The organism is Streptomyces longispororuber (assembly GCF_014656095.1).
Lineage (GTDB): Bacteria > Actinomycetota > Actinomycetes > Streptomycetales > Streptomycetaceae > Streptomyces > Streptomyces longispororuber.
Genome location: NZ_BNBT01000097.1, coordinates 1 through 26,260 on the forward strand (window position 1 = coordinate 1; position 26,260 = coordinate 26,260).

Sequence of the window (26,260 nt, forward strand, 5' to 3'; positions counted from 1 at the left end):
CGGGCCGCGGGGCGCCCGCGCCGGAGTGCGGCTGGACGGGCACGCCCTCGGGCACGGGGCGCGGGCGGTGGCCGCCGGGCCCGTCCGGGGCCGTCGACGACTGGGCGTGCTCGCTGCCCGCGTCCTGCTCGCCCGTGCGTGCCTGCGCGGGCAGGGCGTTCACCTCTCCGGCGCCGGGCGCCTCCGGCTCCGGGGTACGCAGCAGCGCCCCGCGGGGGTCCGCGGGGGCGGGTGGCCGGGCCGCTGGTGCCTTACGGCCCTCGTAGGGGCTGAGGTGCTCCGTCACGCGTTTTGAATCCGTCCGTCCGGGGCTGCGCGCCGCGCGCGCCGTCCAAGCGTTGCTCAGCCGCGCCGGCAGTGCAGGAATAGCTGGTGCTCGGGTGGTACGTAGGTGCTCGCCGGGGCGTACGCGTACGACTCCTCGTGGGCGATGTCGAAACCGGCGTCCCGCACGACCTGCCGCAGTTCGTCCCGCAGGTAACCGGATACCCGGATCACGTGCCCCAGGAACGGAATCGCCGCGTCGTCCAGGTCCGCCTCGACCATGGACAGCGCGAGCAGACCGCCGGGCCTGAGCAGTGACCGCAGCAGCCGAAGAGCAGACGGTATCTCCTCCCGGGGCAGCATCAACAGCGCGAAGAAGCACGCGATCGCGTCGAACTGGCCCACAGCGCCCGGTCCTTCGCCGCTGACGCGCAGGTCGGCGAGGTCGAGGCGGCGGAACTCGGCGGCCGGCGACGGCACGTTCACGCGCGCGAGGTCCAGCATTCCGGCTGACAGGTCGACGCCGAGCACGGTGTGCCCCGCCTCGGTGAGCTGACGCGCGGTGGGCAGGCCCGTGCCGCAGCCCACGTCCAAGACCCGCGAGCCGGGCGGCAGTTCTCCGGCGAGCCGGCGGCCCGCCGCGAGCTGGCCGTCCTTGTGCGGGAACGCGACGTCGTACGACGCGCCGATGGCGTCGAAGGCCTCCGCCTGGCCCGTGCGGTCGCGGCGGGCCGGCGCGTCGCTCCGCGCTGCGTAGTCCTCGCTCACGTTCAGCCGCTCCTCGATGACATCCTGTCAGACCGCTCGGGGGCACCAAGAGTTGCTGCTGTGCGCCCTTGCGGAGGACGATCCTACGTTTGCACCACGGGGGCGCATCAAGGGTCTCATGACGACACATGCGCGGGCGTACGGTCCCAGTCACCCGGCAGGGCGGGAACCCGCCACGCCGGGTCCGGGCGCCAGTCCTCCCAGCCGTCCGCGAAGGGGCTGGCCCACGCCTCGACGGCCGCCACCGCCGCGCTCCCCGCCCGGCGCACCGCGTCCGCCTGCGCGGCGTCCATCAGGCCCGCGCGCCGGGCCTGCGCGAACTCGTCCTCGTCGTGCCAGCGCCAGGTGCCGTCCGGGCGTACGGAGATGTCGAGGAAATGGTCCTCGGAGTCGACGCCCCCGGCCCAGCGGACGCGGGGCTCCTCCAGGTTCACGTACCAGTTCTTGAAGCGCCAGCCCGGTTCCCAGAACAGCCACACCGACCAGGGCTCGCCGGGGCGGGCCAGCTTCAGGACGCCGGTGCCGAACCAGTGGTCGCGGCGGGTGGTGCGCGGCTTGGTGTACCGGGTGGCGAGGGGTTCCGCGTGCACGGAGGTGCCGTCGGCGAGCACCGGCTTCACGCACTCCGTGCCCGGGGCCAGCCAGACCGCGAGCAGGTCCTCGGTGTCCCGCACGACGGTGACGGGGCGGCAGATGTGGATGCCGTCGCCGCCGTTGGCGCGGTAGCGCCAGAGGATGGGTGTCCCCGGCGCCCAGCGCCGGGCGTCCGCCTGAGCCGTGGTTCCGTCGTGGTCTGTCATGAACAGATACTAGGGCGCGCGCCCGGGACCCTGCCGGGAGCTCCCCAACCCCACCCCTTCCCGAAACCAGGGGCTGCCGCCCCTGGACCCCGCTTTTTCGGCGCTCCGCGCCTCGTCCTCAATCGCCGGACGGGCTATTTCCAGCCCGTCCGGCGATTGAGGACGAGCGCGCCAGCGCGATATGACCGCGCGGGGCCTACGGCCTGGTCATGCGCAGCACGTCCAGGGCCTCGTCGAGCTGCTCCAGGGTGAGCGCCCCGCGCTCGACGTACCCGCCCTCCAGCACCACCTCCCGAATCGTCCGCCGCTCCGCCAGCGAACGCTTCGCGACCTTCGCCGCCTCCTCGTACCCGATGTACTTGTTCAGCGGCGTGACCACGGAGGGCGACGACTCGGCGTACTCGCGCGCCCGCTCCCGGTGGGCGACCACCCCGTCCACCGTCCGGTCGGCCAGCAGCCGCGCCGCGTTGGCGAGCAGCCGCACCGACTCCAGGACGTTCTTCGCGATGACCGGCAGCATCACGTTCAGCTCGAAGTTGCCCGCGGCCCCGGCGGCCGCGACCGTCGCGTCGTTGCCCGTGACCTGCGCGGCCACCATCAGCACGGCCTCGGGGATCACCGGGTTGACCTTGCCGGGCATGATCGAGGAGCCGGGCTGGAGGTCGGGCAGGCTGATCTCGGCGAGGCCGGTGCGCGGCCCGGACGCCATCCAGCGCAGATCGTTGGCGATCTTCGTGAGGCCGACGGCGACCGTGCGGAGCTGGCCGCTGGTCTCGACGATGCCGTCCCGGGCGCCCTGCGCCTCGAAGTGGTTGCGCGCCTCCGTCAGCGGCAGCCCCGTCGCCCGCGCGACCTCGGCGATCACGGCCGCGGAGAAGCCGGGCGGCGTGTTGATGCCGGTGCCGACGGCGGTCCCGCCGAGCGGCAGTTCGGCCAGGCGCGGCAGGGACGCCCGCAGCCGCTCCACGCCGTAGCGCACCTGCGCCGCGTACCCGCCGAACTCCTGCCCGAGGGTGACGGGCGTCGCGTCCATCAGGTGCGTACGCCCGGACTTCACGACGTCGGCGAACTCCTCGGCCTTGCGCTCCAGGGCGGCGGCCAGGTGCTCCAGGGCCGGCACGAGGTCGCCGGTGACGGCGGCCGTGGCGGCGATGTGGATCGACGAGGGGAAGACGTCGTTGGACGACTGCGAGGCGTTGACGTGGTCGTTCGGGTGCACGTCGCGGCCGAGCCGCTCGGTGGCGAGCGTGGCGAGGACCTCGTTCGTGTTCATGTTGGACGACGTGCCGGAGCCGGTCTGGAAGACGTCCACCGGGAAGTGGTCGTCCCAGCGCCCCTCGGCGACCTCGCGGGCCGCGTCGGCGATCGCGTCGGCGACGTCCCTGTCGAGCACGCCGAGCTCCGCGTTCACCTTCGCCGCGGCCGCCTTGATCTGCGCCAGCGCGGCGATGTGCGCGCGCTCGATGCGCTGCCCCGAGATCGGGAAGTTCTCCACGGCGCGCTGCGTCTGGGCCCGCCACTTGGCGCCCGCGGGCACCCGCACCTCGCCCATGGAGTCGTGCTCGATCCGGTACTCGCCGCTGTCCTTGCCGTCCGTGCCGCCGCTCATGTTCCGACTGTCCTTCCGCTGTGTGGTGCGCGCAACTGCCTCGAAAAAGTGAGCCCTTGTGGTGTGCGGACTATTCCCAAGACCGCTACTGGCCAGTAAAAACCCTGGGTGACTCGAATCCGGGGAGGCGCAATGAAGCGCACGACACGCGTGCGGCACCACGGCAGGGGCCGGCTGCGCGCCACGGCCACCACCGCCACGGCCCTCGCGGCCCTGCTCGGCGGCGCCGTGGCGGCGGGACCCGCCCACGCCGCACCCACCCAACCGAGGAACCCCGCCACGAACGCCGTACCGCTCCCGCCGGAGCTGGAGGAGATCCGCGCCGCCGAGGCGCGGAAGCTGTACGGCGACCCGGCCGAGCGGCCGCTCGCCGAGCGGAAGACCGGGCTGATCTCGCTCGGCGACAGCGAGATCAGCGGCGAGGGCGTCGGCCGCTACGAGCCCGGCACGGACGGCCCCGACAACTGGTGCCACCGCTCGCCGGACGCCGCGATCCACCGCACCGGCATCCCCGCCGACGTGACGTACAACGTCGCCTGCTCCGGGGCGCGGACCGTCAACATCCGCATCGGCGGCGAGAAGCAGTACGCCGACGAGCTGGTGCAGAGCGACAACCTCGCGATCAAGGCCCGCAACACCAGGATCAAGGCGATCATGCTGGTCGTCGGCGCCAACGACGACCTCCAGTTCTCGCCCGTGATGACCGACTGCGTGACCCGCTACCTCACCCTCCAGGGCCCCTGCGAGCCGAAGTACGCGCCGGGCTGGCAGGCCCGCGTGGACGCGCTCGTGCCCAAGGTCGAACAGACGATCCGGGACCTGCGCACCGTCATGGGCCAGGCCGGGTACTCCGGCACGGACTACAAGCTGGTCGTCATGGGCTACCCCAGCCCGATCGGCCCCGACTTCCGCGACAACCCGGACTTCCCGGGCAAGCTCGCCTGCGGCGGCACCGGCTACGACTCCGACACCCGCTGGGGCCGCAACGTCGCCGTGCCCGCCTTCGAGCGCGGCATGCGCACGGCCGCGCGCAACGCCGGCGCGGCCTACCTCGACAACTCCCGCCTCTTCCACGGCCACGAGGTCTGCATGGAGGACACCTGGGCGCGCGGCCTGTACGTCGAGCTGTCCAACCCGTTCCCGCCGGACGCGAACTCCGTGCGCCAGTCCTTCCACCCCAACGCCCGCGGCCACGCCGCCTTCGCGTCCTGCCTGACCCAGCTCTACCGCTCCGGCTGGGACGAGGCCGGGTGCGCCGACCCGGCGAGCACCGGCACCCCGGCGCTCCACAAGGGCGGCTGGGACGACGCCTTCCGGCCCCTGCGCAACGAGGCCACCGGCACCTGCCTCGACGCCGACGCCTCCGAGACCCGCAACGGCACCGCCGTGCGCGGCTGGGACTGCACCGGCAACCGCAACCAGACCTGGTGGTACGACACCGACCGGCAGTCCCTGCACACCGGCCTGACGCACGACCGCTGCGTGGACGTACCCGGGGGCGCCTCCGAGGAAGGCACCGCCGTGACCCTGTGGAACTGCCACGGCGGCGCCAACCAGAAGTTCGTCCGCCAGTCCGGCACCCTGCGCCCCGCCGCGGACACCGGGCTCTGCCTGACCCTGTCGGGGCCGAAGGAGCCGCTGCGGCTCCAGAAGTGCGCGGGGGCGGCGAACCAGCGCTTCGCGTAGCCGGTCCGCGCCCCTGGTGACCCGTCGCGCCAGGGGCACTACGCCAGGCCCGGCCCCCGTACCGGAATGGACGTGAACGTCGGCTCGGGGGCCGGGTTCTGGAAGAAGTCGTTGCCCTTGTCGTCGACCACGACGAACGCAGGGAAGTCCTCGACCTCGATCTTCCAGACGGCCTCCATGCCGAGCTCCTCGTACTCGACGACCTCGACCTTCTTGATGCAGTCCTGCGCGAGGCGCGCGGCCGGGCCGCCGATCGAGCCCAGGTAGAAACCGCCGTGCGCGGCGCACGCGTCGGTGACCTGCTGCGAGCGGTTGCCCTTGGCCAGCATGACCTTCGAGCCGCCCGCCGCCTGGAACTGCGCGACGTAGGAGTCCATGCGCCCGGCGGTGGTCGGGCCGAAGGAGCCGGAGGCGTACCCCTCGGGCGTCTTGGCGGGACCGGCGTAGTACACCGGGTGGTCCTTCAGGTACTGCGGCATCTCCTCGCCCGCGTCGAGCCGCTCCTTGATCTTGGCGTGCGCGATGTCGCGGGCCACGACCAGCGGCCCGGTGAGCGAGAGCCGGGTCTTGACCGGGTACTTGGTCAGCTCGGCGAGGATCGCGTCCATGGGCTGGTTGAGGTCGATCCGCACGACCTCGCCCTCGTCCAGGTGCGCGTCCTCGGTGTCCGGCAGGAAGCGCGCCGGGTCCGTCTCCAACTGCTCCAGGAAGACGCCCTCGGCGGTGATCTTCGCGACGGCCTGGCGGTCGGCCGAGCAGGACACGGCGATGGCGACCGGGCAGGAGGCGCCGTGCCGGGGCAGGCGCACCACGCGCACGTCGTGGCAGAAGTACTTGCCGCCGAACTGCGCGCCGATGCCGATCTTCTGGGTCAGCTCGAAGACCTTCTCCTCCAGGTCCTTGTCCCGGAAGCCGTGGCCGAGCGGGGAGCCCTCGTCGGGCAGCTCGTCCAGGTAGTGCGCGGAGGCGTACTTCGCGGTCTTCAGCGCGTACTCGGCGCTCGTGCCGCCGACCACGATCGCCAGGTGGTACGGCGGGCAGGCCGCCGTGCCGAGCGAACGGATCTTCTCCTCCAGGAACGTCATCATCGAGGCCTCGTTGAGGACGGCCTTCGTCTCCTGGTAGAGGAACGACTTGTTGGCGGAGCCGCCGCCCTTCGCCATGAACAGGAACTTGTACGCGCCGCCGTCGGTCGCGTACAGCTCGATCTGCGCGGGCAGGTTGGAGCCGGTGTTCCTCTCCTCCCACATGGTGAGCGGAGCCATCTGCGAGTAGCGCAGGTTCAGGTTCTTGTACGCGTCGTAGATGCCGCGGGAGAGGGCCTTCTCGTCCTCGCCCGCGGTGAGCACGTTCTGGCCGCGCTTGCCCATGACGATCGCGGTGCCCGTGTCCTGGCACATGGGCAGCACGCCGGCGGCCGCGATGTTCGCGTTCTTCAGCAGGTCCAGGGCGACGAACTTGTCGTTGGCCGAGGCCTCCGGGTCGTCGACGATCTTCCGGAGCTGGGCCAGGTGCGCGGGCCGCAGGAAGTGCTGGATGTCGTGCACGGCCTCCTCGGCCAGCTTGCGCAGCGCCTCCGGCTCGACCTTGAGGAAGGTGCGCCCGTCGGCCTCGAAGGTCGAGACGCCCTCGGTGGTCACCAGCCGGTACGGGGTGGTGTCCTCTCCCAGCGGGAGCAGATCGGAGTACGCAAACTCTGGCATGACGCCCAATTCCTCACTCGGCAGACAGCGGCGCGGCCTCCATTGGCGGCGCCGGTCCAGCGTAGAACCCTCCGGGAGCGCGTCGGCTGTGAGGTAAGGCTCAGTTGCGCGGGGCGGGGCGGCGGGCGGTGCGCGGGCCGGACGCGGGGGAGCTCCAGGCCGGTCGAGGGCGGTCTCCAGGCGCAGCCGGGCGCGCGCCCGCGGGCCGATCCGCACACGCCGGCTACGCGCGAGGGGTAGTCGCGATCTATCGCGTCTGGGTACGCTGCGGTGCGTGGACCTACAGAAGCGTTCCCCAGCACCGTCCGCCGCGGCGCCCCCGCGCCTGCGGGCCTCGGACGCCGACCGCGACCGCGCCGCGGAGATCCTCACGGAGGGGCTCGCCACGGGCCGCCTCGATCCGCAGGAGCACACGGAGCGGCTCGACGGGGTCTACCGCGCCAAGACGCTCGCCGAGATCGAGCCGTACGTGGCGGACCTGCCCGCCCCGGGCGCGAAGCCGCCCGGCCCGGGCCCGGCCCCGGACGGCCCGGCGCCCGGGGCCGTCCCCGAGGCCGCCGGCCGGACGCTGTACGCCGTCCTGGGCGACACCGCCCGCAGGGGCCGCTGGCGCCCGGCCCGCCGCACGCACGCGTACGCCCTCTTCGGTGACGTCGTCGTCGACCTCAGCGAGGCGGAATTCGAGCACCGGCAGATCCTCGTCAGGGGCGTCGCGCTCTTCGGCGAGGTGCGCGTCCGCGTGCCGGAGAACGTCTCCCTGCGCGGCCACGGCACCGCCGTCCTCGGCACCTTCGATGTGGACACCCTCGAATCGGCCGAGCGCGACGCCCCCGTGGTGTTCGTGTCGGGCATGGCGGTCTGCGGCTCCGTCACGGCGCGCCCGAAGCGTGGCAAACGCATCCGTGACCTGCGCGCCCGCCTCCGCAGGCGGCTGGAGGGCTGACCGCGCCCCGGGGTGCCGGCGCGGCCCGCGGTTCCCGGGTGGCGACACGTTTCGGCCAGCGGCCCGGGGTATCAGGAACCGGAACTTCCGTGCATGGGGACTCAGTGCATAGGCCCGCACACAGCGGGTAGAGCTTGGTGCATCGTCTCTCGCTCGCGAAGCCGTCGTCAGGAGTAGACCGTGCTGCAACCGACGCATCAGTCCCTGCAGGTCGCCGCCCCGGCCGAGGGGGCGTCCCCGGTCCGTGCGCAGCCGGGCGCCTGGGGAAGGGTGCCAGTGCGCGAGCGGGACCAGGACAACCCGTGGCACACGGACGCCGTCTGCCGCCGGGACGAGGCCGGTCTGTTCTTCGCTCCCTCCAAGGAGCCCACCGCCGCCCGCCTCTCCCGCGAGGAGGCCGCGAAGCGGGTCTGCGCGCGCTGCCCGGTGATGGTCGAGTGCCGCGAGCACGCCCTGCTGCAGCCCGAGCCGTACGGCGTGTGGGGCGGCCTGACCGCGGCCGAGCGCCGCGTGGTCCTCGCCCGGCGCCGCCGCCGCGACCTGGAGCTGAAGAAGGCGGCCCGCGCGGCGGCGGGCCCGGTCGCCGCCGCGGGCTAGGGCCGCCCGGCCACGGACCACGGCGGCCATCGCCTCCGCCGCGGACCACACGCAGCACGCGGTACCCGTACGACCGTTACGTACGACCCATACGCAAGACGCAGACGTACGGCGCACACGACGCACACGACGCACATGTACGACAACGGGGGCGCTCCCCGCACGGAGCGCCCCCGTCGTCGTGTGCGGGCCGGGGCCCGGGGCCCGAGGCCCCTGGCTACTTGGCCCGGTCGAAGTCGATGGCGCTGTACGCGCGCAGCTTCGCGAGCCGGTGGTCGGAGTCGATCTTCCGGATGGTGCCGGACTTGGACCGCATGACCAGGGACGACGTCGAGGCGGTCTCGGCGCCGTAGCGCACGCCGCGCAGCAGTTCGCCGTCGGTGATGCCGGTAGCGACGAAGAACACGTTGTCGCCGCTGACCAGGTCGTCCGTGACGAGCGTCCGGTCCAGGTCGTGGCCCGCGTCGAGCGCGCGCTGCCGCTCCTCGTCGTCCTTGGGCCACAGCTTGCCCTGGATGACACCGCCCAGGCACTTGATGGCGCAGGCGCTGATGATGCCCTCCGGCGTGCCGCCGATGCCCATGAGGAGGTCGACGCCGGTGCCCTCGCGCACGGCCATGATGGAGCCGGCCACGTCGCCGTCCGAGATGAACTTGATGCGCGCGCCGGTCTCGCGGATCTCCTTGACGACGCCCTCGTGGCGCGGCCGGTCCAGGATGACGACCGTCACGTCCTCGGGGGAGGACTTCTTCGCCTTGGCGACGCGGCGGATGTTCACCGACACCGGGGCGTCGATGTCCACGAAGTCGGCGGCCTCGGGGCCGGTGACCAGCTTGTCCATGTAGAAGACGGCGGACGGGTCGAACATGGCGCCGCGGTCGGCGGCCGCGAGGACGGCGATCGCGTTCGGCATGCCCTTGGCGGTGAGCGTGGTGCCGTCGATCGGGTCGACGGCGATGTCGACCTCGGCGCCGGTGCCGTCGCCGATCCGCTCCCCGTTGAAGAGCATCGGCGCCTCGTCCTTCTCGCCCTCGCCGATGACGACGACACCGTTCATCGACACGGTGTGGACGAGGGTCCGCATGGCGCGGACGGCGGCGCCGTCGGCCCCGTTCTTGTCCCCGCGGCCGACCCAGCGGCCCGCGGCCATGGCGGCGGCCTCGGTGACCCGGACCAGCTCCAGGGCGAGGTTGCGGTCGGGGGCCTCGGGGGAGACCTCCAACTCGGACGGCAGGTGGTGATGCTCGGTCATCGAGGCGCACCTTTCTGATACGGAACAAAGGACCGAGCCCGCGGGGCCTCCCTGCGAGGGGCGGTGGTGGGCGACGGCGGGCGGCCGGATGAGGGTGATGCCGTCGACTCTATCCGCAGGCCGACAAGATGAGCAGAGCGCCCCACGTATGAGCGGGCCGGGGTGTGTGCGGGCGCCGCCGCGGCACCTGCGACGATGGAGGGCGTGGCAGGCAGAACTGGCAAGCAGACCGTGCGGAACATGCTGCTCTCGATGGCCGTCATCGGCATGGTCGTGGCAGTCATCTACGTCTTCATCCCGCACGACGAGTCCAAGGACCCGGTCAAGCGGGTCGACTACCGCGTCGAGCTCCTGACGGCCCGGCGTGCGGCGGCGTACCCGGTGGCGGCCCCCACGGGCCTGCCCGAGACCTGGAAGCCGACGTCGGTCCGGTACGACGGCGCGGCCCACGACAGTTGGCACCTGGGCTTCCTCGACCCGGCCGGCGAGTACGTGGCGATCAAGCAGTCCACCGCGAAGCCGTCGGAGTTCATCGACGAGGCCACGCAGAAGGCCCGGAGGACGGACGCGACCGAGAAGATCGCGGGCAGGACGTGGCAGCGCTACCAGGGCCCGCGCTACGACGCCCTCGTCCACCGGGACAAGGGCGCCACCACCGTGGTCCTCGGCACGGCGTCGTTCGACAAGCTGACGACGATGGCGCAGTCGCTGGAGATGAAGCGCACTCCGGTACCGTCGGCGACGCCGACGAAGTCGGCCGCGGCGGGCTGAGCCGCGCCCCCGCGCGCGGGCACGACCGAGGCCCCCGGCGGCGTGCCGGGGGCCTCGGTCGTGCGTGGTGCCGGGGCGTGCGTCAGACGGTGGTGACGACGTCGTCGTACGCCAGGCGCGGGGAGCGCGGGAACCAGGCGTCGGGGCCCGGCTTGCCGATGTTGACGACCATCAGCGGGGTGTGGTCGCCGTCCAGGAACTCCTTCTGCACGCCGGCCGGGTCGAAGCCGGTCATCGGGCCCGCGGCCAGGCCGGCGGCGCGGATGCCCACGATGAAGTACGCGGCCTGGAGCGCGCCGTTCAGGCCGGCGGCCTGCTCGCGGACCGTGCGCTCCGAGAAGAAGGCGTCCTTGACGCCCGGGGCGTGCGGGAACAGCTCCGGCAGCTCCTCGTGGAACTCGTTGTCCACCGACAGGATCGCGACCAGCGGGGCCGTCAGCGTCTTCGGCCGGTTGCCCTCGGCCATGTGCTGCACCAGGCGCTCACGGGCCTCCTGGCTGCGCACCAGGGTCACGCGCAGCGGCGACTGGTTGAACGCGGTGGGACCGTACTTGACCAGGTCGTAGACGGCCTGGATCTGCTCGTCGGTGACGGGCTCGTCGGTGAAGGTGTTGGCGGTGCGGGCCTCGCGGAAGAGCAGGTCCTGGGCGGCGGGGTCAAGAACGAGAGACATCTTTCAACCTTCTCGATACGTACGTCAGAAGAAGAGGACGCGGTGCGGTCCGGGTGCCGGCGGGGCGGCGCCCCGGGACCAGCGGGTACGACAGTACGCCAGCGAGGTTCAACTTTCAACTAAAGTCTGGGGTGGGGTGATCGACGCGATAGTGGGCGCGGGGTGGGGTGAGGGTACGGGCCGTGGCGGGGGCTGCCAGGTCGTACCGGTCGGTGTGCCGGGCGGCGCCCGGAGGGGCCTACTCCTCCGACAGGGCGGCGTCCAGGCGGGCGCGGGCGCCCTCCAGCCAGCGGCGGCACACGGCCGCCAGCTCCTCGCCCCGCTCCCACAGGGCCAGCGACTCCTCCAGCGTGGTGCCCCCGGCCTCCAGGCGGCGTACCACCTCGATGAGCTCGTCCCGCGCCTGCTCGTAGCCGAGCGCGTTCGCCGTCTCTGCGGTGTCGTCCGTCTTGCTGGTCATGCGCCCACCCTAAAGGTCCACCCGTACGGAGAATTCGCCCTCGGCGACCCGCGCGCGCAGCGCCTCGCCGTCCGTCACCTCGTCCGCCCCGCGGACCACGGAACCGCCCTGCTTCTGCAGCACCGCGTACCCCCGCTGGAGCGTCGCGGCGGGGGAGAGGGCCACCACGCGCGCGTGCGTGTGCGTGAGCTCCGAATCGGCGCGGTCCAGGAGGTGCCCGAGGGTGCGCCGCGCACGGTCCACGTACGCGGTGACCTGCTCCTCGCGCTCCTCCACCATGCGGTGCGGCCGCTCCATGCAGGGCCGGGCCAGCGCGTGGGCGAGGCCGCGCTCCTCGCGCTCCAGGAACGCCTCCACGCAGCGCCGCGCCCGCTCCCCCAGGTGCGCGACCCGCTCCAGCTCCTCGCCCACGTCCGGTACGACCTTCTTGGCGGCGTCCGTCGGCGTCGAGGCGCGCAGGTCGGCCACGTGGTCCAGGAGCGGGTTGTCCGGCTCGTGGCCGATCGCGGACACGACCGGCGTACGGCACGCGGCGACCGCGCGGACGAGCTGCTCGTCCGAGAACGGCAGCAGGTCCTCCACGCTGCCGCCGCCGCGCGCCACGATGATCACGTCGACGTCGGCGAGCCCGTCCAGTTCCTTGACGGCCTGCACCACCTGCGGCACCGCGTGCACGCCCTGCACGGCGACGTTGCGCACCTCGAAGCGGACCGCGGGCCAGCGGTGGCGCGCGTTCTCCAGGACGTCGCGCTCGGCGGCGGAGGCACGGCCGCAGACCAGGCCGATGAGCTGCGGCAGGAACGGCAGCGGCTTCTTGCGGCCGGGGGCGAACAGGCCCTCCGCGGCCAGCGCCTTCTTCAACTGCTCCAGGCGCGCGAGCAGCTCACCGACGCCGACCGGCCTTATCTCCGCCGCACGCAGGGAGAGCTGGCCACGCGGCGCGTACCACTCCGGCTTCGCGTGGACGACGACGCGGGCGCCCTCCGACACGACGTCCGCCACCGCGTCGAACACCTGGCGGTAGCAGGTCACGCTCACGGAGATGTCGTGCGACGGGTCGCGCAGCGTCATGAACACCACGCCCGCGCCGGGGCGCCGGGAGAGCTGCGTGATCTGCCCCTCCACCCACACCGCGCCCAGGCGGTCGATCCAGCCCCCGATGAGGCGGGAGACCTCGCCCACGGGCAGGGGGGTGTCGGCGGACGTGTTGAGACCCATACCGCCCGAGACTAGCCCCAGCCTCCGACAACCGGCCCCGCGCGGCCCGGTGCGGCCGAGCCGCAGGCCCCAGCCTCCGACAACCAGCCCCGCGCGGCCCGGTGGGCCGAGCCGCAGCCACCGCCCGGCGGCACCACCCAGCCCCAGCCCTGCCCACCCGCCCCACAGGCGACAGCTCTACTCCACCCCCACACCTCCCCGCCGCGCCCCCTGAACCGCCAGCACGACGAGCCCCACCGCCAGCCACACCGCCCCCACCACCTGCGCCGTGCCCGAGGCCTCCACGATGACCGCGATCACGATGGCCGCGCCCAGCGCGGGGACCAGCAGGTGGCGCCACCAGCTCACCGGGCCGCCCCGGCGGCGGACCGCGAACCAGCCGACCACGCTCGCGTGCAGCAGCGCGAACGCCGTCAGCGCGCCGATGTCGACGACCGAGACCAAGTGGTCCATGCCGTCGTCGCGCCGCGCCGCCCAGACCGCCGCCACCAGCGTCACCGTGGCCGCGCACAGCAGCGCGACCCGCGGCGTGCCCGACTCCGTACGGGACAGCACCCGCGGCAGCCGCCGCCCGCGGGCCATCGCGAACAGCAGCCGGCCCGCCGCCGCCTGCCCGGCCAGCGCCGCGAACGCCGCGCCGATCGCCTTGCTCACCGCCACCAGGTCGTGCAGCCAGGTGCCGACGGACGCGTCCACGGCGGAGTAGAACGCGGACCCCTGGTTCCCGGGGTTCGCCGCAAGATCGGCGGAGGACACCGGGGTGAGCAGCGCCACCAGGTACGTCTGGGCCACGAACAGCACACCCGTCAGCGCCAGGCAGAACAGCACCGCCCGCGCCACCTTCGCCGAGCCCCCGGTGACCTCCTCCGCGAACGAGGCGATCGCGTCGAAGCCCAGGTAGGACAGGACGGCCACCGACACCGCGCCCAGCACCGCCGAGAGCGCGAACGCGCCCTGCGTACCGTCGCCCGACAGCGGCGACAGCCAGCCCCGCTCGGCGCCGTCACGGACCAGGACCACCACCGCCGACACCACGAACACCAGCAGCACCACGATCTCCAGGGCGAGCACCGCGAAGCCGACCCGCGCGGCGGGCCGTACGCCCCACAGGTTCAGGGCGGTCGTCACCACCACCGCGAGCGCCGTCCACACCCACCGGGACACCTCCGGCACCAGCTCGTGCATGGCGATGCCGGAGAAGAGGTACGCGACGGCGGGGATCAGCAGGTAGTCGAGCATCGCCATCCAGCCCGCGACGAAGCCCGCGCCGTTGCCGAGGCCCACGCGCGCGTACGCGAAGACCGAGCCCGCCTGCGGCACGACCCGCACCATCTGGGCGTAGCTGAAGGCGGTGAACGCCATGGCGACGGTCGCGACGACGTACACCAGCGCGACCGCCCCGTGCGACTTGGCGTCCAGCGTCCCGAAGACGCCGACCGGGGCCATCGGGGCGATGAAGAGGAGTCCGTAGACGACGAGGTCGCGGAAGCCGAGGCGGCGCCGCAGCCCCTGGCCCTCCGTGGCGGCCGCGGCGGGTTCCTCGCCCCCGTCGGACGGCGGGTGCGCGTTCGTGCTGTGGGCGGACATCGTGCCTCCGGGTGCCTGACGCTGGTCGCACACTGGGCTCCCAGTCTCCCCAAACGGGCGATCTTCGGCCTCTCGTACGCGGCCTTACGATGGGCCTATGACTGCAACGCCTGGCTCCCGCCGTGTCCTGCTCGCCGCTCCCCGTGGCTACTGCGCGGGCGTGGACCGTGCCGTGATCGCCGTCGAGAAGGCCCTGGAGCAGTACGGGGCCCCGATCTACGTCCGCCACGAGATCGTCCACAACAAGTACGTCGTACAGACCCTGGAGAAGAAGGGCGCGATCTTCGTCGAGGAGACGGCGGAGGTGCCCGAGGGGTCGATCGTCATGTTCTCCGCGCACGGCGTCGCGCCGACCGTGCACGAGGAGGCCGCCGAGCGGAAGCTCGCCACGATCGACGCGACGTGCCCGCTGGTCACGAAGGTCCACAAGGAAGCGGTCCGGTTCGCCAAGGAGGACTTCGACATCCTCCTGATCGGCCACGAGGGGCACGAGGAAGTCATCGGCACGTCGGGCGAGGCGCCCGACCACATCACGCTGGTCGACGGCCCGGACGACGTCGCGAACGTCGAGGTCCGCGACCCGGACCGGGTCGTCTGGCTCTCCCAGACCACGCTCTCCGTCGACGAGACGATGGAGACGGTCGACGCCCTGAAGAACAAGTTCCCGAACCTGCTCTCGCCGCCCAGCGACGACATCTGCTACGCCACGCAGAACCGCCAGCTCGCCGTCAAGCAGATGGGCGCCGAGGCCGACCTGGTGATCGTCGTCGGCTCCCGGAACTCCTCCAACTCCAAGCGCCTCGTCGAGGTCGCCAAGCTGGCCGGGGCCCGCGCGGCGTACCTGGTCGACTTCGCCGCCGAGATCGACGAGGCGTGGCTGGAGGGCGTGACCACGGTCGGCGTCACCTCCGGCGCCTCGGTGCCCGAGGTGCTCGTCGAGGAGGTCCTGGAGTGGCTCACGCAGCGAGGCTACGAGGACGTGGAGATCGTCAAGGCCGCCGAGGAGTCGATCACGTTCTCGCTGCCGAAGGAGCTCCGCCGGGACCTGCGCGCGGAGGCGGCGGAGCTGGCCGCCAAGGCGGAGAAGGCGGCGGCCGCGGTCGCCGGGGAGTGACGGTCAGCGACCGGCGCCGCTGACGGTCCCGCGGCTGTCGCTGACGTTGTGCCCGGGCCGTTGCGGGCATGCTGGAGGGCATGCAGATCTTCGGTGTGGACATCGGCGGATCAGGAATCAAGGGCGCTCCCGTGGACCTGGACCGTGGAGACCTGGCACAAGAGCGGCACAAGGTGCTCACGCCGCACCCGGCGACGCCCGAGGGCGTGGTCGAGTGCGTGCGCGAGGTCGTCGAGCACTTCGGCTGGACGGGCCCCGTCGGCGCCACCTTCCCCGGCGTCATCACGGACGGTACGGCGCGGTCGGCGGCCAACGTCGACAAGAGCTGGATCGGCACGGACATCCGCAGGCTGGTCTCCGACCGGCTCGGCGGCGCCCCGGTGACGGTCCTGAACGACGCGGACGCGGCGGGCGTCGCCGAGATGCACTTCGGCGCGGGCCGGGGCCGCACCGGCACGGTCATCGTGCTCACCCTCGGCACCGGCATCGGCAGCGCCGTCTTCACCGACGGCCGCCTGGTGCCGAACACGGAGCTCGGCCACCTGGAGCTGGACGGCCACGAGGCGGAGAAGCGGGCCTCGTCCAAGATCCGCGAGGACGAGGACCTGAGCTGGGAGCAGTGGGCGCACCGCCTCCAGAAGTACCTCGCGCACCTGGAGATGCTCTTCACGCCCGAGCTCTTCGTCATCGGCGGCGGCGTCAGCCGCAAAGCCCACAAGTTCCTGCCGCTGATCGAGGGGGTCCGGGCCGAGCTGGTGCCTGCGGCGCTGCAGAACAACGCGGGGATCGTGGGGGCGGCCATGGCCGCGCGGGCTACTGCGTAGGGCTTGAGCGGGGTGGGGCGCGCGGGGCCGGTGCCCCGCGCGCCCCTGCCCCGCCCTTCCGCGCTCTGCGCTCGTCCTCGAACGCCGGACGGGCTGAACGTCCCCGCTTCTCCGGTCGCTACGAGGCGGGTACGCGGTAGCCCGGCGGCGGAGTGGGATCGTCGGGATGGGCAGGGGGACGCGGACGGGCAGGGGGCCCGGCCTGGGGCGGGCGCTGCTGCTGGCGCCGCAGCCGGCGGCGGGTCATCAGGCGCAGCTTGCGTACGGTCACGATCACGCCCGCGACCAGCGTGCCGGCGTACAGCCAGCCCGCGTGCAGGGCCAGGGACGTGAGCAGCCCCATGACGTACCCGCCGAAGCCGTCGGTGCCCTCGGCGATGGGCAGTACTCCGGCCGCGAAGGCGATGGGTACGGAGACGGGCGCCGTCACCAGGTCGGCGGGCCGCACCCACAGCGCGGCGAGCGCGCTCACCGGCAGGAACAGCACGCCGTACGCGACGAGCGAGCCGTCGAAGAGCAGCCGCAGCAGGCACGCGAGCAGGAACATGACGGCGGCCGCGAAGACGCCGCTGCCGAGCCCGGTCAGACGCGGGCCCGACATGCGCCGCAGCGCGCGGTACAGCGGCATCCGGTGCAGGACGCGGTACGCCGTGGTGGCGCGCAGGGCGCGGGTCAGCGGGGTCGACGGGCCGGACGGCCGGGGCGCGGCACGGTAGACCGACTCCGTGGGGCCGCCCTGGCCGGGCAGGGGTGCGCCGGGGCGCACCCGGGCGCGCGGGGGACGGGTCCTGTGTTGCTCCACCGGACCAACGTAGGACCGCGCGGGGGCGGAACGGGGGCTGGGACACGCCCTTTGGCCGAGTTGGTCAGATGATCGGCGCGGAGGCGGTACGCGCGCGGGGCCCGGGGCGCGGCACACCGTAGACTGGTGGATCGTGCCCCAGGCAGTGAGGGGCCGACGAGGGCCCCGGACGCCCCCGGACCCCGGGACGGCGAGCGCGTACAGCCGCACGGCGAACGAGTACCACCGCACGGCGAGCGAGTACGGCCGCTGACCTCCCGGGCCGCCCGGACGGTCCTCGCGCAGCCCCATCCGCCACACCATCCCCGCCCCACTCAGCTCTCACGTACGGGAAGTCGCAACGTGTCGCTCACGATCGGAATCGTCGGTCTGCCCAATGTCGGCAAGTCGACCCTGTTCAACGCCCTGACCAAGAACGACGTCCTTGCGGCCAACTATCCGTTCGCGACGATCGAGCCGAACGTGGGCGTCGTCGGCGTCCCGGACGCCCGGCTGGCCAAGCTCGCCGAGATCTTCGGCTCGCAGAAGATCCTCCCGGCGACCGTGGACTTCGTCGACATCGCGGGCATCGTGCGCGGCGCCAGCGAGGGCGAGGGCCTGGGCAACAAGTTCCTGGCGAACATCCGCGAGTCCGACGCGATCTGCCAGGTCATCCGCGCCTTCAAGGACGAGAACGTCGTCCACGTCGACGGCAAGGTCTCGCCCAAGGACGACATCGAGACGATCAACACCGAGCTGATCCTCGCCGACCTCCAGACCATCGAGAAGGTCCTGCCCCGGCTCCAGAAGGAGTCGCGGATCAAGAAGGACATCGCCCCGAAGGTCGCCGCCGTCGAGGCGGCGAAGGAGATCCTGGAGGGCGGCACGACCCTCTTCGCGGCCGGGTACGCCCAGGGCACGGAGAAGACGGCGCTCCTGCACGACCTGCACCTGCTCACCACCAAGCCCTTCCTCTACGTCTTCAACGTCGACGAGGACGAGCTGACCGACGAGGCCTTCAAGGACGAGCAGCGCGCCCTGGTCGCCCCCGCCGAGGCGATCTTCCTCAACGCCAAGCTGGAGGCGGACCTCGCCGAGCTGGACGAGGAGGACGCCCTGGAGCTCCTCCAGTCCGTCGGCGCCGAGGAGCCCGGCCTCGCCACCCTGGCCCGCGTCGGCTTCGACACCCTCGGCCTCCAGACCTACCTCACGGCAGGCCCCAAGGAGTCCCGCGCCTGGACCATCAAGAAGGGCGCCACGGCCCCCGAGGCGGCCGGTGTCATCCACACCGACTTCCAGAAGGGCTTCATCAAGGCCGAGATCATCTCCTTCGACGACCTGGTCGAAACGGGCTCGGTCGCCGAGGCCCGCGCGAAGGGCAAGGCGCGCATGGAGGGCAAGGACTATGTGATGCAGGACGGGGATGTGGTGGAGTTCCGGTTCAACGTGTGAGCCGGACCATGCCGCGCGCGTGACCGGCCCCCCTGGCCCGGTGTGCCCGTGTCAGAGGTGTCCCTGCGGTGGATGGACGAGGCGGAGCGCCTCGTCCATCCGTGGTCACGGGTGACGCGTTCCTGATCCCTGCGCTGCGACGCCCTCGCTGACCGCCGGCCCTCTCGCGAGGGACTCCTCGTACTGCCCCTCCGGCACGCCGGCCAGCTCCCGGAGCTTGGCGCGCGTCTCGGGATCGGTGGAGAACACCACCGTGCCGAGCATCCCTCGCGTCAGCAGGACCTTGTACGTGTTGCGGATCAGCCGGTCCACGTCCGCGTCGGGGGTCGACTTCTTGAAGACCGGGTCCTTCGACGCCGTGCGGTCGGTGACCCAGTGGTCGTCGCGCCACACCAGGTCGGGGCCGATGATGACGCCGCTCCAGTCGTACTCGAAGCCCTGCGCCGTGTACACACAGCCCACCTGCCCGAAACCGGCCGGGTCGGTCGCCCACAGGGCGGCCGGGGGCGCGCCGCCCACGGCCCGCTCACCGTAGACGTTCCAGGGCCGCGCCCACTCCCCGATGACGACGTCGGCGGGCAGCGCCTGCCCGGGCGGGATCTTCTTCGTCCACTTCCAGCAGTAACCGGCGGACATGCGCGCGCTGTAGCCCTGCGCACGGCGGCTGTCGAGGAACGCCTCCATCTCCTGTGGGCTGTCCGCGACGAGGAGCCGCATCTTGCCGTCGGGCTCCCACGTCACGGGGCCGCCCGGCTCGAGTCCCAGGAGCCGCACCACCCACCGCAGATACGCGTCACTGCCGCCGCACCGGAACTGGCTGTCCAGCGGCACCACCTGACAGCGGAGATCCTTCTTCGCGGCGGCCGCCTCGATCTCCGCGACCGTGCCCATCTCGCCGGGCCGGACGACCTGGTGCTCGTCCAGGAGGAACACCGGGACGCGCGCCGCGTCGATGAGCTCCTCGACCTGGGGCTTGCCGGTGCGGTTCGACGCCGGTGTGTAGCGGTTGGCCGACGTCTCCCGTATGCGGTGGGCCTCGTCGCAGATCAGCACGTCGAGGTTGTTGCGCTCGGCGGTCATGAAGCTGTTGAAGTACTTGAAGAGGTCCTTCACCTCCCGCTTCCGGGAGCCCGCGACCTTCCTCATCGTCGTCGTGAAGGAACTGGAGCCCGTCGCGTGCAGCGCGGTGACGCCCTGCCGGTACAGCTCGCCGAGGAGCGACAGCGCGATGACGCTCTTGCCGGTGCCCGGCCCGCCGGTGACGATCACGACCTCCTTGTGGTCGGACCGCTGGGCACGCCGGACGGCGTTGAGGACCGTACGGTACGCGATTTGCTGCTCGTCCAGCAGCACGAACTGCTCCCGCTCGCGCACCTCCTGGGCGGCCACCGCCATGAGCTGCTTGGACGGGCCGATCTTCCCGTTGACGAGTTCGTCCGCGGCCGAGGCGCCCGACTCGGGCCCCAGCCTCGTACGGAGGAAGTCGATGAACTCCCCGCGCCGCGCCCCGATGAAGAGCTGGCCGTGCTGGTCCTGCTCGACTTCGAACAGTCCGCTGACGCCGAACTCGGTGGCGTTGTGCAGATACGCGGCACCGCTGACGCGTTCCGGGTGCGCGGCCAGTGCACCGTTGAAGGAGATGAGGTACGCGCAGTAGCCGCGTACCTGGTGCACGGGGTTCAGCACCGCCCGGCTGTATCCGTCCAGGCGGCACAGCGACGGGTCGTCGTCGTCCGGCTCCGCGCTGCTCCACTGCTTCAGCTCCACGACGACGTACGACGGCAGGCCGGTTTCGGGGTGCACCCCGGCCAGCACGGCGTCGGCCCGCTTGCTGTTCAGCGGCAGCCCGTACTCCAGGAGCATCTCCACCTGCCCGAGCCCCGCGTCGTTGAGCGCGCTCGCGAGCACGGGGATGCTCCGCTCCCAGGAGCGGACCTCGGACGCACCGGGCCTGTGCCCGTGCACGTGTACGAACTGCTCCGTCAGGCGGAAGAAGAGAGCACCGGAGAGGCACTCGGCGGAGACCGCGGCGGCGGAGTCGCGGAACAGCAAGGAAAGCCCCCCGGGCAGCACGAAGAAAGCCGTGCGGGTGGGGGCGTGTCCATCGGCTCCGGAAGGTGGAGCGGAAGCCCGGCGGGCCGCAACTACAACACGATCCAGGCTACCTGTGGCGTCTGCGGTAGTCGGGGGGTAGCTGGGGCCCCTCGGCGGTCAGCCTCGGCTGGGCACCGTCGTAGTGCTGCATGCCGATGGCGCCCGGGATGAGCCTGCGCAGTTCGTTGTGGGTACGGCGATCGGTCGCGTAGACGACGGTGCCGATGACACCGCGGGTCAGGAGGACGTGGTAGGCGTTACGGACGCACCGGTCGACGACGGAGTCGTCCACCTCGCCCCGGAAGCCGGGGTCGCGGGAGGCGGCCCGATCCACCCTGAACGTCCCGTCGCGGAAGAGCAGGTCCGGGCCGATGATGACGCCGTTCCAGTCGTACTCGAAGGTCTGCGCCGTGTAGACGCAGCCGATCTGGCCGATGCCGCGGGCATCCGTCGACCAGTAGTCCGAGCGAGGCGCGTCGGGAACGCTGTGCGACGGCTTCACGTTCCACGGCCGGCTCCAGTCCTCGATGCGGACGTCGTCGACGAGCCGTCCCTCCTCCGGGTCGCTCCAGGGCCAGCAGAACCCCGCCGTGATGCGCGCCGTGGCTCCCTCGAGGGCCCGTTCCCTGATGAACCGCTCCATCTGCTCCGGGGAGTCGGCGACCGTGAGCGTCATCCGCCCGTCCGGCCGCCAGGCCACCGGGTCGGAGGTGCGCAGTCCCAGCAACTGCTGCACCCAGCCCTGGTACCGCTTGCTGCCGCCCGCGCGGAACGTTCCCTCCAGGTCGGTGACTTCTACCGAGCAACCGATCTCCTCGGCGAGTGCCTTGAGGTAGTCGGCGGTGCCCACCTCGTCCGGGCGAATCGACTGGTGGTCGTCGAGCAGGAAGATGGGCACCCTGGCGGCTCTGATCAACTCGGTCGCCTGCGGCCGGTCGTCGTCGCGCAGTTCCTTGGGCATCCAGCGGTGTGTCGAACTGCGCCGCAAGCGGTGTGCCTCGTCGCAGATGAGGACGTCGATGCTGTCCGGCGGGGTGTCGGTGAAGCTGTTGAAGTACCGGTACAGCTTGTTGGCCGCGGCGCGCTTGGACGACGCCTGCCCCTGGCGTGCCGTACCGAGCATGATGTTGCGCAGCGTTTCGGTGTACGCGTGCGAGCCGCTGGCCAGCACGGCCTCGCGGCCCTTGAGGCCGAGTGAGCGCTGCAGCTCCAAGGCCACGGCGCTCTTTCCGCTGCCTGGCCCGCCTCGCAGGATGTACACGCGTTTGGGGCCGGGCTCCGGTGCGGGACCGGGAGCGGTGTCGGCGTCCTGGAACAGTCCGACGTCGAAGGCGGTGGCGGGCGCGGCCTTCTCCAGATGCCGGGTGATCCGGTCGAAGGCGACGTACTGCTCGTCGAGGAGCGTGAGACCACCGCCCTTGACGGACCGTTGCCGCGCCACGTCGGTGACCTTGCGCAAGGGGTCGCGGCGGGCGTGCTCCAGCGCGTGCGCGGCCTGCTTCCCGGAGGCGGCGGTGAACCTCGAGGTGAGGGCTCGCCGGAAACGCTCCAGGTCGTCGAGCGTGTAGAGGAAACCGTGGTCGCTCTCGGGCAGCTCGAACAGCGCCTCCACGTCCGCGTCCCGCGCGTTGTGCAGCAGCGCCACCCCCATCAACCGGTCGTCGCCCTCCCGGAGGTGGGGCAGATAGCGGACCATGTACTCGCAGTAGCGCTGTATCTGCCGCACCGGGTGCAGCTTGTTCTTGCCGTCCCCGAACCCGAGGTCGACGGCGATCGGGCACCGCGGATCGACCGTGGCGTGGCGTACCTGCTTCAGCTCCACCGCGAGGTACGAATCCGTTTCGGTGCCGGGCCGCCGACCGCACAGCACCAGGTCGACCGCCGAGTTGGTGTGGGGCAGGTCGACCTCGACCTGCACCTCCACCTCGTCGAGACCGCAGTCCAGCAGAGCCCTGACCACCACGGGGATGCTGTTGTCCCAGGAGGCGATGTCGCCTTGCTCGGCCGCCCGTCCCTTGACTTGGACATGCTCGTGGATCAGTCGCTCGGTGAGCGGGAGGTACGCCGAACCGGGCCGGGCAACGATGAGTTGTCCGAGTTCGGCTGCGGAGAGCTGCAGGAGCACGAAGGTTCCCCGGGCACGAGATGACTCGCGCGGGTGGGGGCGTGTCCTTCGTGACTCCACCGAAGCGGAGTGGAAGCCCGTCGGGCCGCGATGACGATGCGTAGGTTAACCCAGGGCCCCGGCGGGGTGAGGGCGGGCCCCCGGAAGGCCCGCCCGCCGCCCGACTCAACCGAGCCGGTGCACCACGGCCTGCACCAGCGCCCACACCAGGTTCGAACCGAACCCCGCCGTGATGCCCACCAGGACCTCACGGACCCACATGCGGCGCTTGGGCGTGTACTCGACGACAGCCATAGGAACGCGTCCCCTTCGATCGTGACCGGTGACGGTCGCCGGACGGCTCCCGCCGGGAGCACTCCATGAGTCACGTCACCGAACCGAAGGGCCTGCGTCACCGCGGGCCGCGCCGCGTACGTCCTCCGGGAAGGCACGCGGTACACGACAACGCTAACTCACGACTGGCCGCGCGCGGTACGGAGTTGATGCCGTCGAAGTCGGTTCTCGCACAGTGCCGCCGAGCCGTCGGCCGAGTACGTGCTGCCTCCGTCCGGCAGGTGGCACGGGCGCCCGGCAGCACGGTGGTGGTCGTGGGTGTGGGTGTGACGAAGACCCGTCCGGTGCGGGCTGTGGACGGCCCGGGCAGCCGTCCGCACCATGGTCCTCCATGGACGACGACGATCTCTGTTTTCCCGGGGCCGGGGAGCTTGCGCGGATGGTGCGGGAGCGGGTGGTGTCCGTGCGGGAGGTGGTGGGGGCTTTTGTGGGGCGGGTCGAGCGGGTGAATGCTGTGGTGAATGCCCTGGTCACGGTGGATGTGGAGGGGGTGGTGGAGGCGGCTGGGCGGGCCGATGAGCGGGTGGCTCGGGGGGAGGGGGTGGGGCCGTTGCACGGGGTGCCTGTGGGGTTCAAGGACACGCATCTGACGCGCGGGATGCGGACCACCCGGGGGTCGCGGGTGTTCGCGGAGTGGGTGCCCGACGAGGACGAGCTGGTGGTGGCGCGGGTGCAGGGGGCGGGGGCGCTGCGGCTGGGGAAGACGAACGTGCCGGAGTTCGGGGCCGGGTCGCACACCTTCAACGCGGTGTTCGGCGCGACGCGGAACCCGTACGACCTCGGGCGCAGCGCGGGTGGCAGCAGCGGGGGAGCGGCGGCCGCGCTCGCGGCGGGGCTGCTGCCCCTCGCGGACGGCAGCGACATGGGCGGCTCGCTGCGCAACCCGGCCTCCTTCTGCAACGTGGTGGGGCTGCGGCCGACACCCGGGCGCGTGCCCTCGTACCCGGCGGTGAACGCGTGGGACACGCTGAGTGTGCCGGGGCCCATGGCGCGCAGCGTCAGCGATGTGGCGCTGCTGCTGTCCGTGATGGCGGGGCCCGACCCGCGCTGCCCGTTGTCCTTGGAGACGCCGTCCGCCGCCTCCTTCCGGGCGCCCCTGGAGCGCGACACCCGCGGGCTGCGGGTCGCGTGGGCGCCCGACCTGGGCGGGCGGGTTCCGGTCGACCCGGACGTACGGGAGGTGCTGGCGCGGCAGGCGGCGGTGTTCGAGGCGCTGGGGTGGCGGGTGGAGGAGGCCTGCCCGGACCTGGACGGGGCGGACGCCGTGTTCCGCGTGCTCCGCGCGCACTCCTTCGCGCTGGCGCTCGGGGCCGTGCTCGACGACCACCGCGCGCTGCTCAAGCCGACCGTGGTCTGGAACATCGAGGAGGGGCGGAAGCTCACCGCGGCCGACCTCGCCGCCGCCACCGCCGAGCACACCCGGATGCTGCATGCCGCCGTGGCGTTCTTCGAGCGGTACGACGTGCTCGTCGCGCCGGTGAGCCAGGTCGCGCCCTTCGCCGTGGAGCGGGAGTACCCGGACGTCGTGGACGGCCGGGCGCAGGAGACGTACATCGACTGGATGCGGTCCGCGTTCTTCGTGTCGCTGCTCGGCGGGCCCGCCCTGGCCGTGCCCGCCGGGTTCACGGAGGCCGGGCTTCCGGTGGGGATCCAGATCGTGGGGCCGCCGCGGGCCGAGCGGGCCGTCCTGGAGGTGGGGGCCGCCTTCGAGGCCGCCACCGGGTGGGGGCGCAGGCGGCCCCCGCTGTGAACGCGTGGGGCCGTCCCCCCCCCCCCCGGGCGCGCGCTTGGGCGGCCGGGGTTGGCGTGCCTGTACGTCAGCCGAGGACGAGCAGCGTGGCGAGGCCGGGGCCGAAGGCGCCGCCGAGCTGGTAGCTGAGGGCGAACAGGCCGATCGCGGTGGGGCGTTGTGCGTCCGTACCGGCCGACGCGGCGTGCACGGAGAGCGTCGCGTTGGCACCCGTCGCCGTGAACGCCGCCGCGCCCGCCGCCAGGAGCAGCAGCGCGCCCGAGGACGCGAACACCGCGGTCATGGCCGCCGCCAGCCCCACCGTGACCAGGACCGCGCGCACCGCCGTGCGCCCCAGGCGCGCCGCGCCCGCCGCGAGCAGCCAGGACGCGGCCGACGCGGTCAGCAGCGTCACCAACTGCCCGGTACCGATCGCGCCGGTGGTCCAGCCCGCCCGGTCCTGGAGCAGCCGCGGCACCGTGAACAGCAGCGTGAAGTACGAGGTCGACAGGGCTGCGCCGAGCACCGCCGAGGTCACGAAGAGCGGGGAGCGCAGCAGCCGGGCCGGGACGAAGCCGTCGGGGCGGCGGCGGATGTGCGCGGCGAGCAGGACGGCGGCGACCAGGGCGCCGGCGAGCGCGGGCAGCGGGACGGTCGGCAGCAGGATCAGGGCGGTGACGAGCGCGATGAGCGCGGCGGCGCCCCGGGCGTCGAACCGGCCCGGGGCGGGCGGCGTCCGCGTCACGTGCCGCGCGACCGCCGGTACGGCGAGGAGGGCGACGGCCGAGACCGCCAGGGCCAGCCGCCACGACACCGCGTCGGTGAGCGTCGCGCCGAGCAGCGGGCCCGCCGCGCCGAGCACGCCGAAGCCGGAGCTGATGACGCCCATGCGGCGGGTGTTCCCCGCGAGGTTCATCGCGAGGGCGACCAGGCCCGCGCCGCCCAGGGACTGCGCGGCGCGCCCGGCCAGGGCGACGGGCAGCCAGGGCGCGGCGGCCACGAGCGCGGTGCCGCCGACGACGAGGCCGGTGCTCAGCCGCAGCACCGGGGCGGGGCCGCGCCGCCGCAGCAGCCCGGCGAGGAGTGGGGTGCCCGCCACCATGGCCCAGGCGAAGGCCGTGACCAGCCAGGTGGCGGTGGCCGTGGACAGGCCTAGGGAGCGCGCCATGTCCGGCAGGATCAGGACCGGGGCGTTGGCCCCGGCGGCGACGGGCGCGGCGAGCAGGGCGAGCCAGCCTATGGGGACGGGGCCGGGCCCGGAGCGGGTGGGCGCGGCGACCTGGGCGAGCGTGCCGGGGCGTGCGCCCTCCCGGGCGTTGGCTGGGGCGAAACCGGACCCGGACCCGGACCCGGCCCCGGGCTCGGAAACGGCCGCAGTGGACGCGGACGTGGCAGACATGGAAACCCCCTGAAGCGAAGCGAAAGATGTACGGCCGGTGGCGGTGGTGGTGGCGGTGGCGCCCGGCCGTCGGAAAGC

Annotated in this window: 22 protein-coding genes and 1 pseudogene; 8 read left to right on the forward strand and 15 right to left on the reverse strand. The window is 72.5% G+C overall.

The genetic code is table 11. The features are described from left to right. The 4 genes and pseudogenes from IE330_RS25470 to IE330_RS25485 form a co-directional block, all read right to left on the reverse strand. Positions 1 to 286, reverse strand: a pseudogene (locus tag IE330_RS25470) (serine/threonine protein phosphatase); the annotation flags it as partial. 56 nt (positions 287 to 342) lie between these two features. After that, positions 343 to 1,032, reverse strand: coding sequence for a class I SAM-dependent methyltransferase (locus IE330_RS25475; RefSeq protein WP_229925912.1), 690 nt, complete (start codon positions 1,030 to 1,032; stop codon positions 343 to 345). A 116-nt stretch (positions 1,033 to 1,148) separates the two neighbouring features. Then, positions 1,149 to 1,832 (reverse strand): cytidylyl-2-hydroxypropylphosphonate hydrolase, encoded by a 684-nt coding sequence (fomD, locus tag IE330_RS25480; protein ID WP_190138453.1) that lies wholly within the window; start codon positions 1,830 to 1,832, stop codon positions 1,149 to 1,151. Between the two features lie 196 nt (positions 1,833 to 2,028). Next, entirely contained in the window at positions 2,029 to 3,441 is a 1,413-nt protein-coding gene (locus IE330_RS25485) for a class II fumarate hydratase (RefSeq protein ID WP_190138454.1), read from the reverse strand. 132 nt (positions 3,442 to 3,573) lie between these two features. Here IE330_RS25485 and IE330_RS25490 point away from each other — a divergent pair, with 132 nt between their 5' ends. Then, positions 3,574 to 5,127: a ricin-type beta-trefoil lectin domain protein gene (locus tag IE330_RS25490; RefSeq protein WP_190138455.1), complete on the forward strand. Its 1,554-nt coding sequence runs from the start codon at positions 3,574 to 3,576 to the stop codon at positions 5,125 to 5,127. Positions 5,128 to 5,165: 38 nt separating this feature from the next. On the opposite strand, the gene IE330_RS25495 is transcribed toward IE330_RS25490, so the two are convergent. Beyond that, a complete protein-coding gene (locus IE330_RS25495) occupies positions 5,166 to 6,830 on the reverse strand; it encodes a fumarate hydratase (RefSeq protein WP_190138456.1) in 1,665 nt (554 codons plus the stop codon). Positions 6,831 to 7,104: 274 nt separating this feature from the next. Here IE330_RS25495 and IE330_RS25500 point away from each other — a divergent pair, with 274 nt between their 5' ends. Both IE330_RS25500 and IE330_RS25505 read left to right on the forward strand, forming a co-directional pair. Continuing rightward, on the forward strand, positions 7,105 to 7,773 hold the full coding sequence (locus tag IE330_RS25500; protein WP_190138457.1) for a DUF1707 SHOCT-like domain-containing protein: 669 nt from the start codon (positions 7,105 to 7,107) through the stop codon (positions 7,771 to 7,773). A gap of 180 nt (positions 7,774 to 7,953) precedes the next feature. Continuing rightward, entirely contained in the window at positions 7,954 to 8,370 is a 417-nt protein-coding gene (locus IE330_RS25505; RefSeq protein ID WP_373314723.1) for a WhiB family transcriptional regulator, read from the forward strand. Positions 8,371 to 8,587: 217 nt separating this feature from the next. Here IE330_RS25505 and glpX read toward each other — a convergent pair whose 3' ends face one another. Then, positions 8,588 to 9,622, reverse strand: coding sequence for a class II fructose-bisphosphatase (gene glpX / locus IE330_RS25510; protein ID WP_190138458.1), 1,035 nt, complete (start codon positions 9,620 to 9,622; stop codon positions 8,588 to 8,590). A 204-nt stretch (positions 9,623 to 9,826) separates the two neighbouring features. Between glpX and IE330_RS25515 the strand changes: the two genes are divergently transcribed. Then, positions 9,827 to 10,393 (forward strand): DUF4245 domain-containing protein, encoded by a 567-nt coding sequence (locus IE330_RS25515; protein ID WP_190138459.1) that lies wholly within the window; start codon positions 9,827 to 9,829, stop codon positions 10,391 to 10,393. Positions 10,394 to 10,475: 82 nt separating this feature from the next. On the opposite strand, the gene IE330_RS25520 is transcribed toward IE330_RS25515, so the two are convergent. The 4 genes from IE330_RS25520 to IE330_RS25535 form a co-directional block, all read right to left on the reverse strand. Beyond that, the gene (locus IE330_RS25520) at positions 10,476 to 11,066 is read right to left on the reverse strand and encodes a malonic semialdehyde reductase (RefSeq protein WP_190138460.1); all 591 of its coding nucleotides are present in this window, start codon (positions 11,064 to 11,066) and stop codon (positions 10,476 to 10,478) included. Between the two features lie 238 nt (positions 11,067 to 11,304). Then, positions 11,305 to 11,526 carry an exodeoxyribonuclease VII small subunit gene (locus tag IE330_RS25525; protein ID WP_190138461.1) on the reverse strand — a complete coding sequence of 74 codons (222 nt, stop codon included), beginning with the start codon at positions 11,524 to 11,526 and terminating at the stop codon, positions 11,305 to 11,307. 9 nt (positions 11,527 to 11,535) lie between these two features. Continuing rightward, positions 11,536 to 12,744, reverse strand: a complete 1,209-nt coding sequence (gene xseA / locus IE330_RS25530) for an exodeoxyribonuclease VII large subunit (protein WP_190138462.1) — start codon at positions 12,742 to 12,744, stop codon at positions 11,536 to 11,538. Between the two features lie 177 nt (positions 12,745 to 12,921). Further along, positions 12,922 to 14,331, reverse strand: coding sequence for an APC family permease (locus IE330_RS25535; protein ID WP_190138463.1), 1,410 nt, complete (start codon positions 14,329 to 14,331; stop codon positions 12,922 to 12,924). A 97-nt stretch (positions 14,332 to 14,428) separates the two neighbouring features. Here IE330_RS25535 and IE330_RS25540 point away from each other — a divergent pair, with 97 nt between their 5' ends. Next, positions 14,429 to 15,445, forward strand: a complete 1,017-nt coding sequence (locus IE330_RS25540) for a 4-hydroxy-3-methylbut-2-enyl diphosphate reductase (protein WP_190138464.1) — start codon at positions 14,429 to 14,431, stop codon at positions 15,443 to 15,445. Positions 15,446 to 15,525: 80 nt separating this feature from the next. After that, positions 15,526 to 16,269: a polyphosphate--glucose phosphotransferase gene (ppgK, locus tag IE330_RS25545; protein WP_190138465.1), complete on the forward strand. Its 744-nt coding sequence runs from the start codon at positions 15,526 to 15,528 to the stop codon at positions 16,267 to 16,269. 118 nt (positions 16,270 to 16,387) lie between these two features. On the opposite strand, the gene IE330_RS25550 is transcribed toward ppgK, so the two are convergent. Further along, positions 16,388 to 17,071 carry a DUF6542 domain-containing protein gene (locus tag IE330_RS25550; protein WP_190138466.1) on the reverse strand — a complete coding sequence of 228 codons (684 nt, stop codon included), beginning with the start codon at positions 17,069 to 17,071 and terminating at the stop codon, positions 16,388 to 16,390. 342 nt (positions 17,072 to 17,413) lie between these two features. Here IE330_RS25550 and ychF point away from each other — a divergent pair, with 342 nt between their 5' ends. Next, positions 17,414 to 18,502, forward strand: coding sequence for a redox-regulated ATPase YchF (ychF, locus tag IE330_RS25555; RefSeq protein WP_190138467.1), 1,089 nt, complete (start codon positions 17,414 to 17,416; stop codon positions 18,500 to 18,502). Between the two features lie 105 nt (positions 18,503 to 18,607). Here the strand turns inward: ychF and IE330_RS25560 are convergent, their stop codons facing one another. The 3 genes from IE330_RS25560 to IE330_RS39750 form a co-directional block, all read right to left on the reverse strand. Beyond that, positions 18,608 to 20,554 carry a DUF2075 domain-containing protein gene (locus IE330_RS25560; RefSeq protein WP_190138468.1) on the reverse strand — a complete coding sequence of 649 codons (1,947 nt, stop codon included), beginning with the start codon at positions 20,552 to 20,554 and terminating at the stop codon, positions 18,608 to 18,610. A 109-nt stretch (positions 20,555 to 20,663) separates the two neighbouring features. Next, the gene (locus tag IE330_RS25565; RefSeq protein ID WP_190138469.1) at positions 20,664 to 22,721 is read right to left on the reverse strand and encodes a DUF2075 domain-containing protein; all 2,058 of its coding nucleotides are present in this window, start codon (positions 22,719 to 22,721) and stop codon (positions 20,664 to 20,666) included. A 165-nt stretch (positions 22,722 to 22,886) separates the two neighbouring features. Then, positions 22,887 to 23,015 carry a DUF6408 family protein gene (locus IE330_RS39750; RefSeq protein WP_268257343.1) on the reverse strand — a complete coding sequence of 43 codons (129 nt, stop codon included), beginning with the start codon at positions 23,013 to 23,015 and terminating at the stop codon, positions 22,887 to 22,889. 370 nt (positions 23,016 to 23,385) lie between these two features. Here IE330_RS39750 and IE330_RS25570 point away from each other — a divergent pair, with 370 nt between their 5' ends. Next, on the forward strand, positions 23,386 to 24,804 hold the full coding sequence (locus tag IE330_RS25570; RefSeq protein WP_190138470.1) for an amidase: 1,419 nt from the start codon (positions 23,386 to 23,388) through the stop codon (positions 24,802 to 24,804). Positions 24,805 to 24,871: 67 nt separating this feature from the next. On the opposite strand, the gene IE330_RS25575 is transcribed toward IE330_RS25570, so the two are convergent. Further along, complete coding sequence (locus IE330_RS25575; RefSeq protein ID WP_190138471.1) at positions 24,872 to 26,182, reverse strand: MFS transporter; 1,311 nt, start codon at positions 26,180 to 26,182, stop codon at positions 24,872 to 24,874. Between the last annotated feature and the right edge of the window lie 78 nt (positions 26,183 to 26,260).

Excerpts from the sequence above, each read along its gene's own strand:
- fomD (WP_190138453.1), bottom strand. The coding sequence starts at position 1,832 with ATGACAGACCACGACGGAACCACGGCTCAGGCGGACGCCCGGCGCTGG.
- IE330_RS25485 (WP_190138454.1), bottom strand. The coding sequence starts at position 3,441 with ATGAGCGGCGGCACGGACGGCAAGGACAGCGGCGAGTACCGGATCGAG.
- IE330_RS25490 (WP_190138455.1), top strand. The coding sequence starts at position 3,574 with ATGAAGCGCACGACACGCGTGCGGCACCACGGCAGGGGCCGGCTGCGC.
- IE330_RS25495 (WP_190138456.1), bottom strand. The coding sequence starts at position 6,830 with ATGCCAGAGTTTGCGTACTCCGATCTGCTCCCGCTGGGAGAGGACACC.
- glpX (WP_190138458.1), bottom strand. The coding sequence starts at position 9,622 with ATGACCGAGCATCACCACCTGCCGTCCGAGTTGGAGGTCTCCCCCGAG.
- IE330_RS25520 (WP_190138460.1), bottom strand. The coding sequence starts at position 11,066 with ATGTCTCTCGTTCTTGACCCCGCCGCCCAGGACCTGCTCTTCCGCGAG.
- IE330_RS25525 (WP_190138461.1), bottom strand. The coding sequence starts at position 11,526 with ATGACCAGCAAGACGGACGACACCGCAGAGACGGCGAACGCGCTCGGC.
- xseA (WP_190138462.1), bottom strand. The coding sequence starts at position 12,744 with ATGGGTCTCAACACGTCCGCCGACACCCCCCTGCCCGTGGGCGAGGTC.
- IE330_RS25535 (WP_190138463.1), bottom strand. The coding sequence starts at position 14,331 with ATGTCCGCCCACAGCACGAACGCGCACCCGCCGTCCGACGGGGGCGAG.
- IE330_RS25540 (WP_190138464.1), top strand. The coding sequence starts at position 14,429 with ATGACTGCAACGCCTGGCTCCCGCCGTGTCCTGCTCGCCGCTCCCCGT.
- ppgK (WP_190138465.1), top strand. The coding sequence starts at position 15,526 with ATGCAGATCTTCGGTGTGGACATCGGCGGATCAGGAATCAAGGGCGCT.
- IE330_RS39750 (WP_268257343.1), bottom strand. The coding sequence starts at position 23,015 with ATGGCTGTCGTCGAGTACACGCCCAAGCGCCGCATGTGGGTCCGTGAG.
- IE330_RS25570 (WP_190138470.1), top strand. The coding sequence starts at position 23,386 with ATGGACGACGACGATCTCTGTTTTCCCGGGGCCGGGGAGCTTGCGCGG.
- IE330_RS25575 (WP_190138471.1), bottom strand. The coding sequence starts at position 26,182 with ATGTCTGCCACGTCCGCGTCCACTGCGGCCGTTTCCGAGCCCGGGGCC.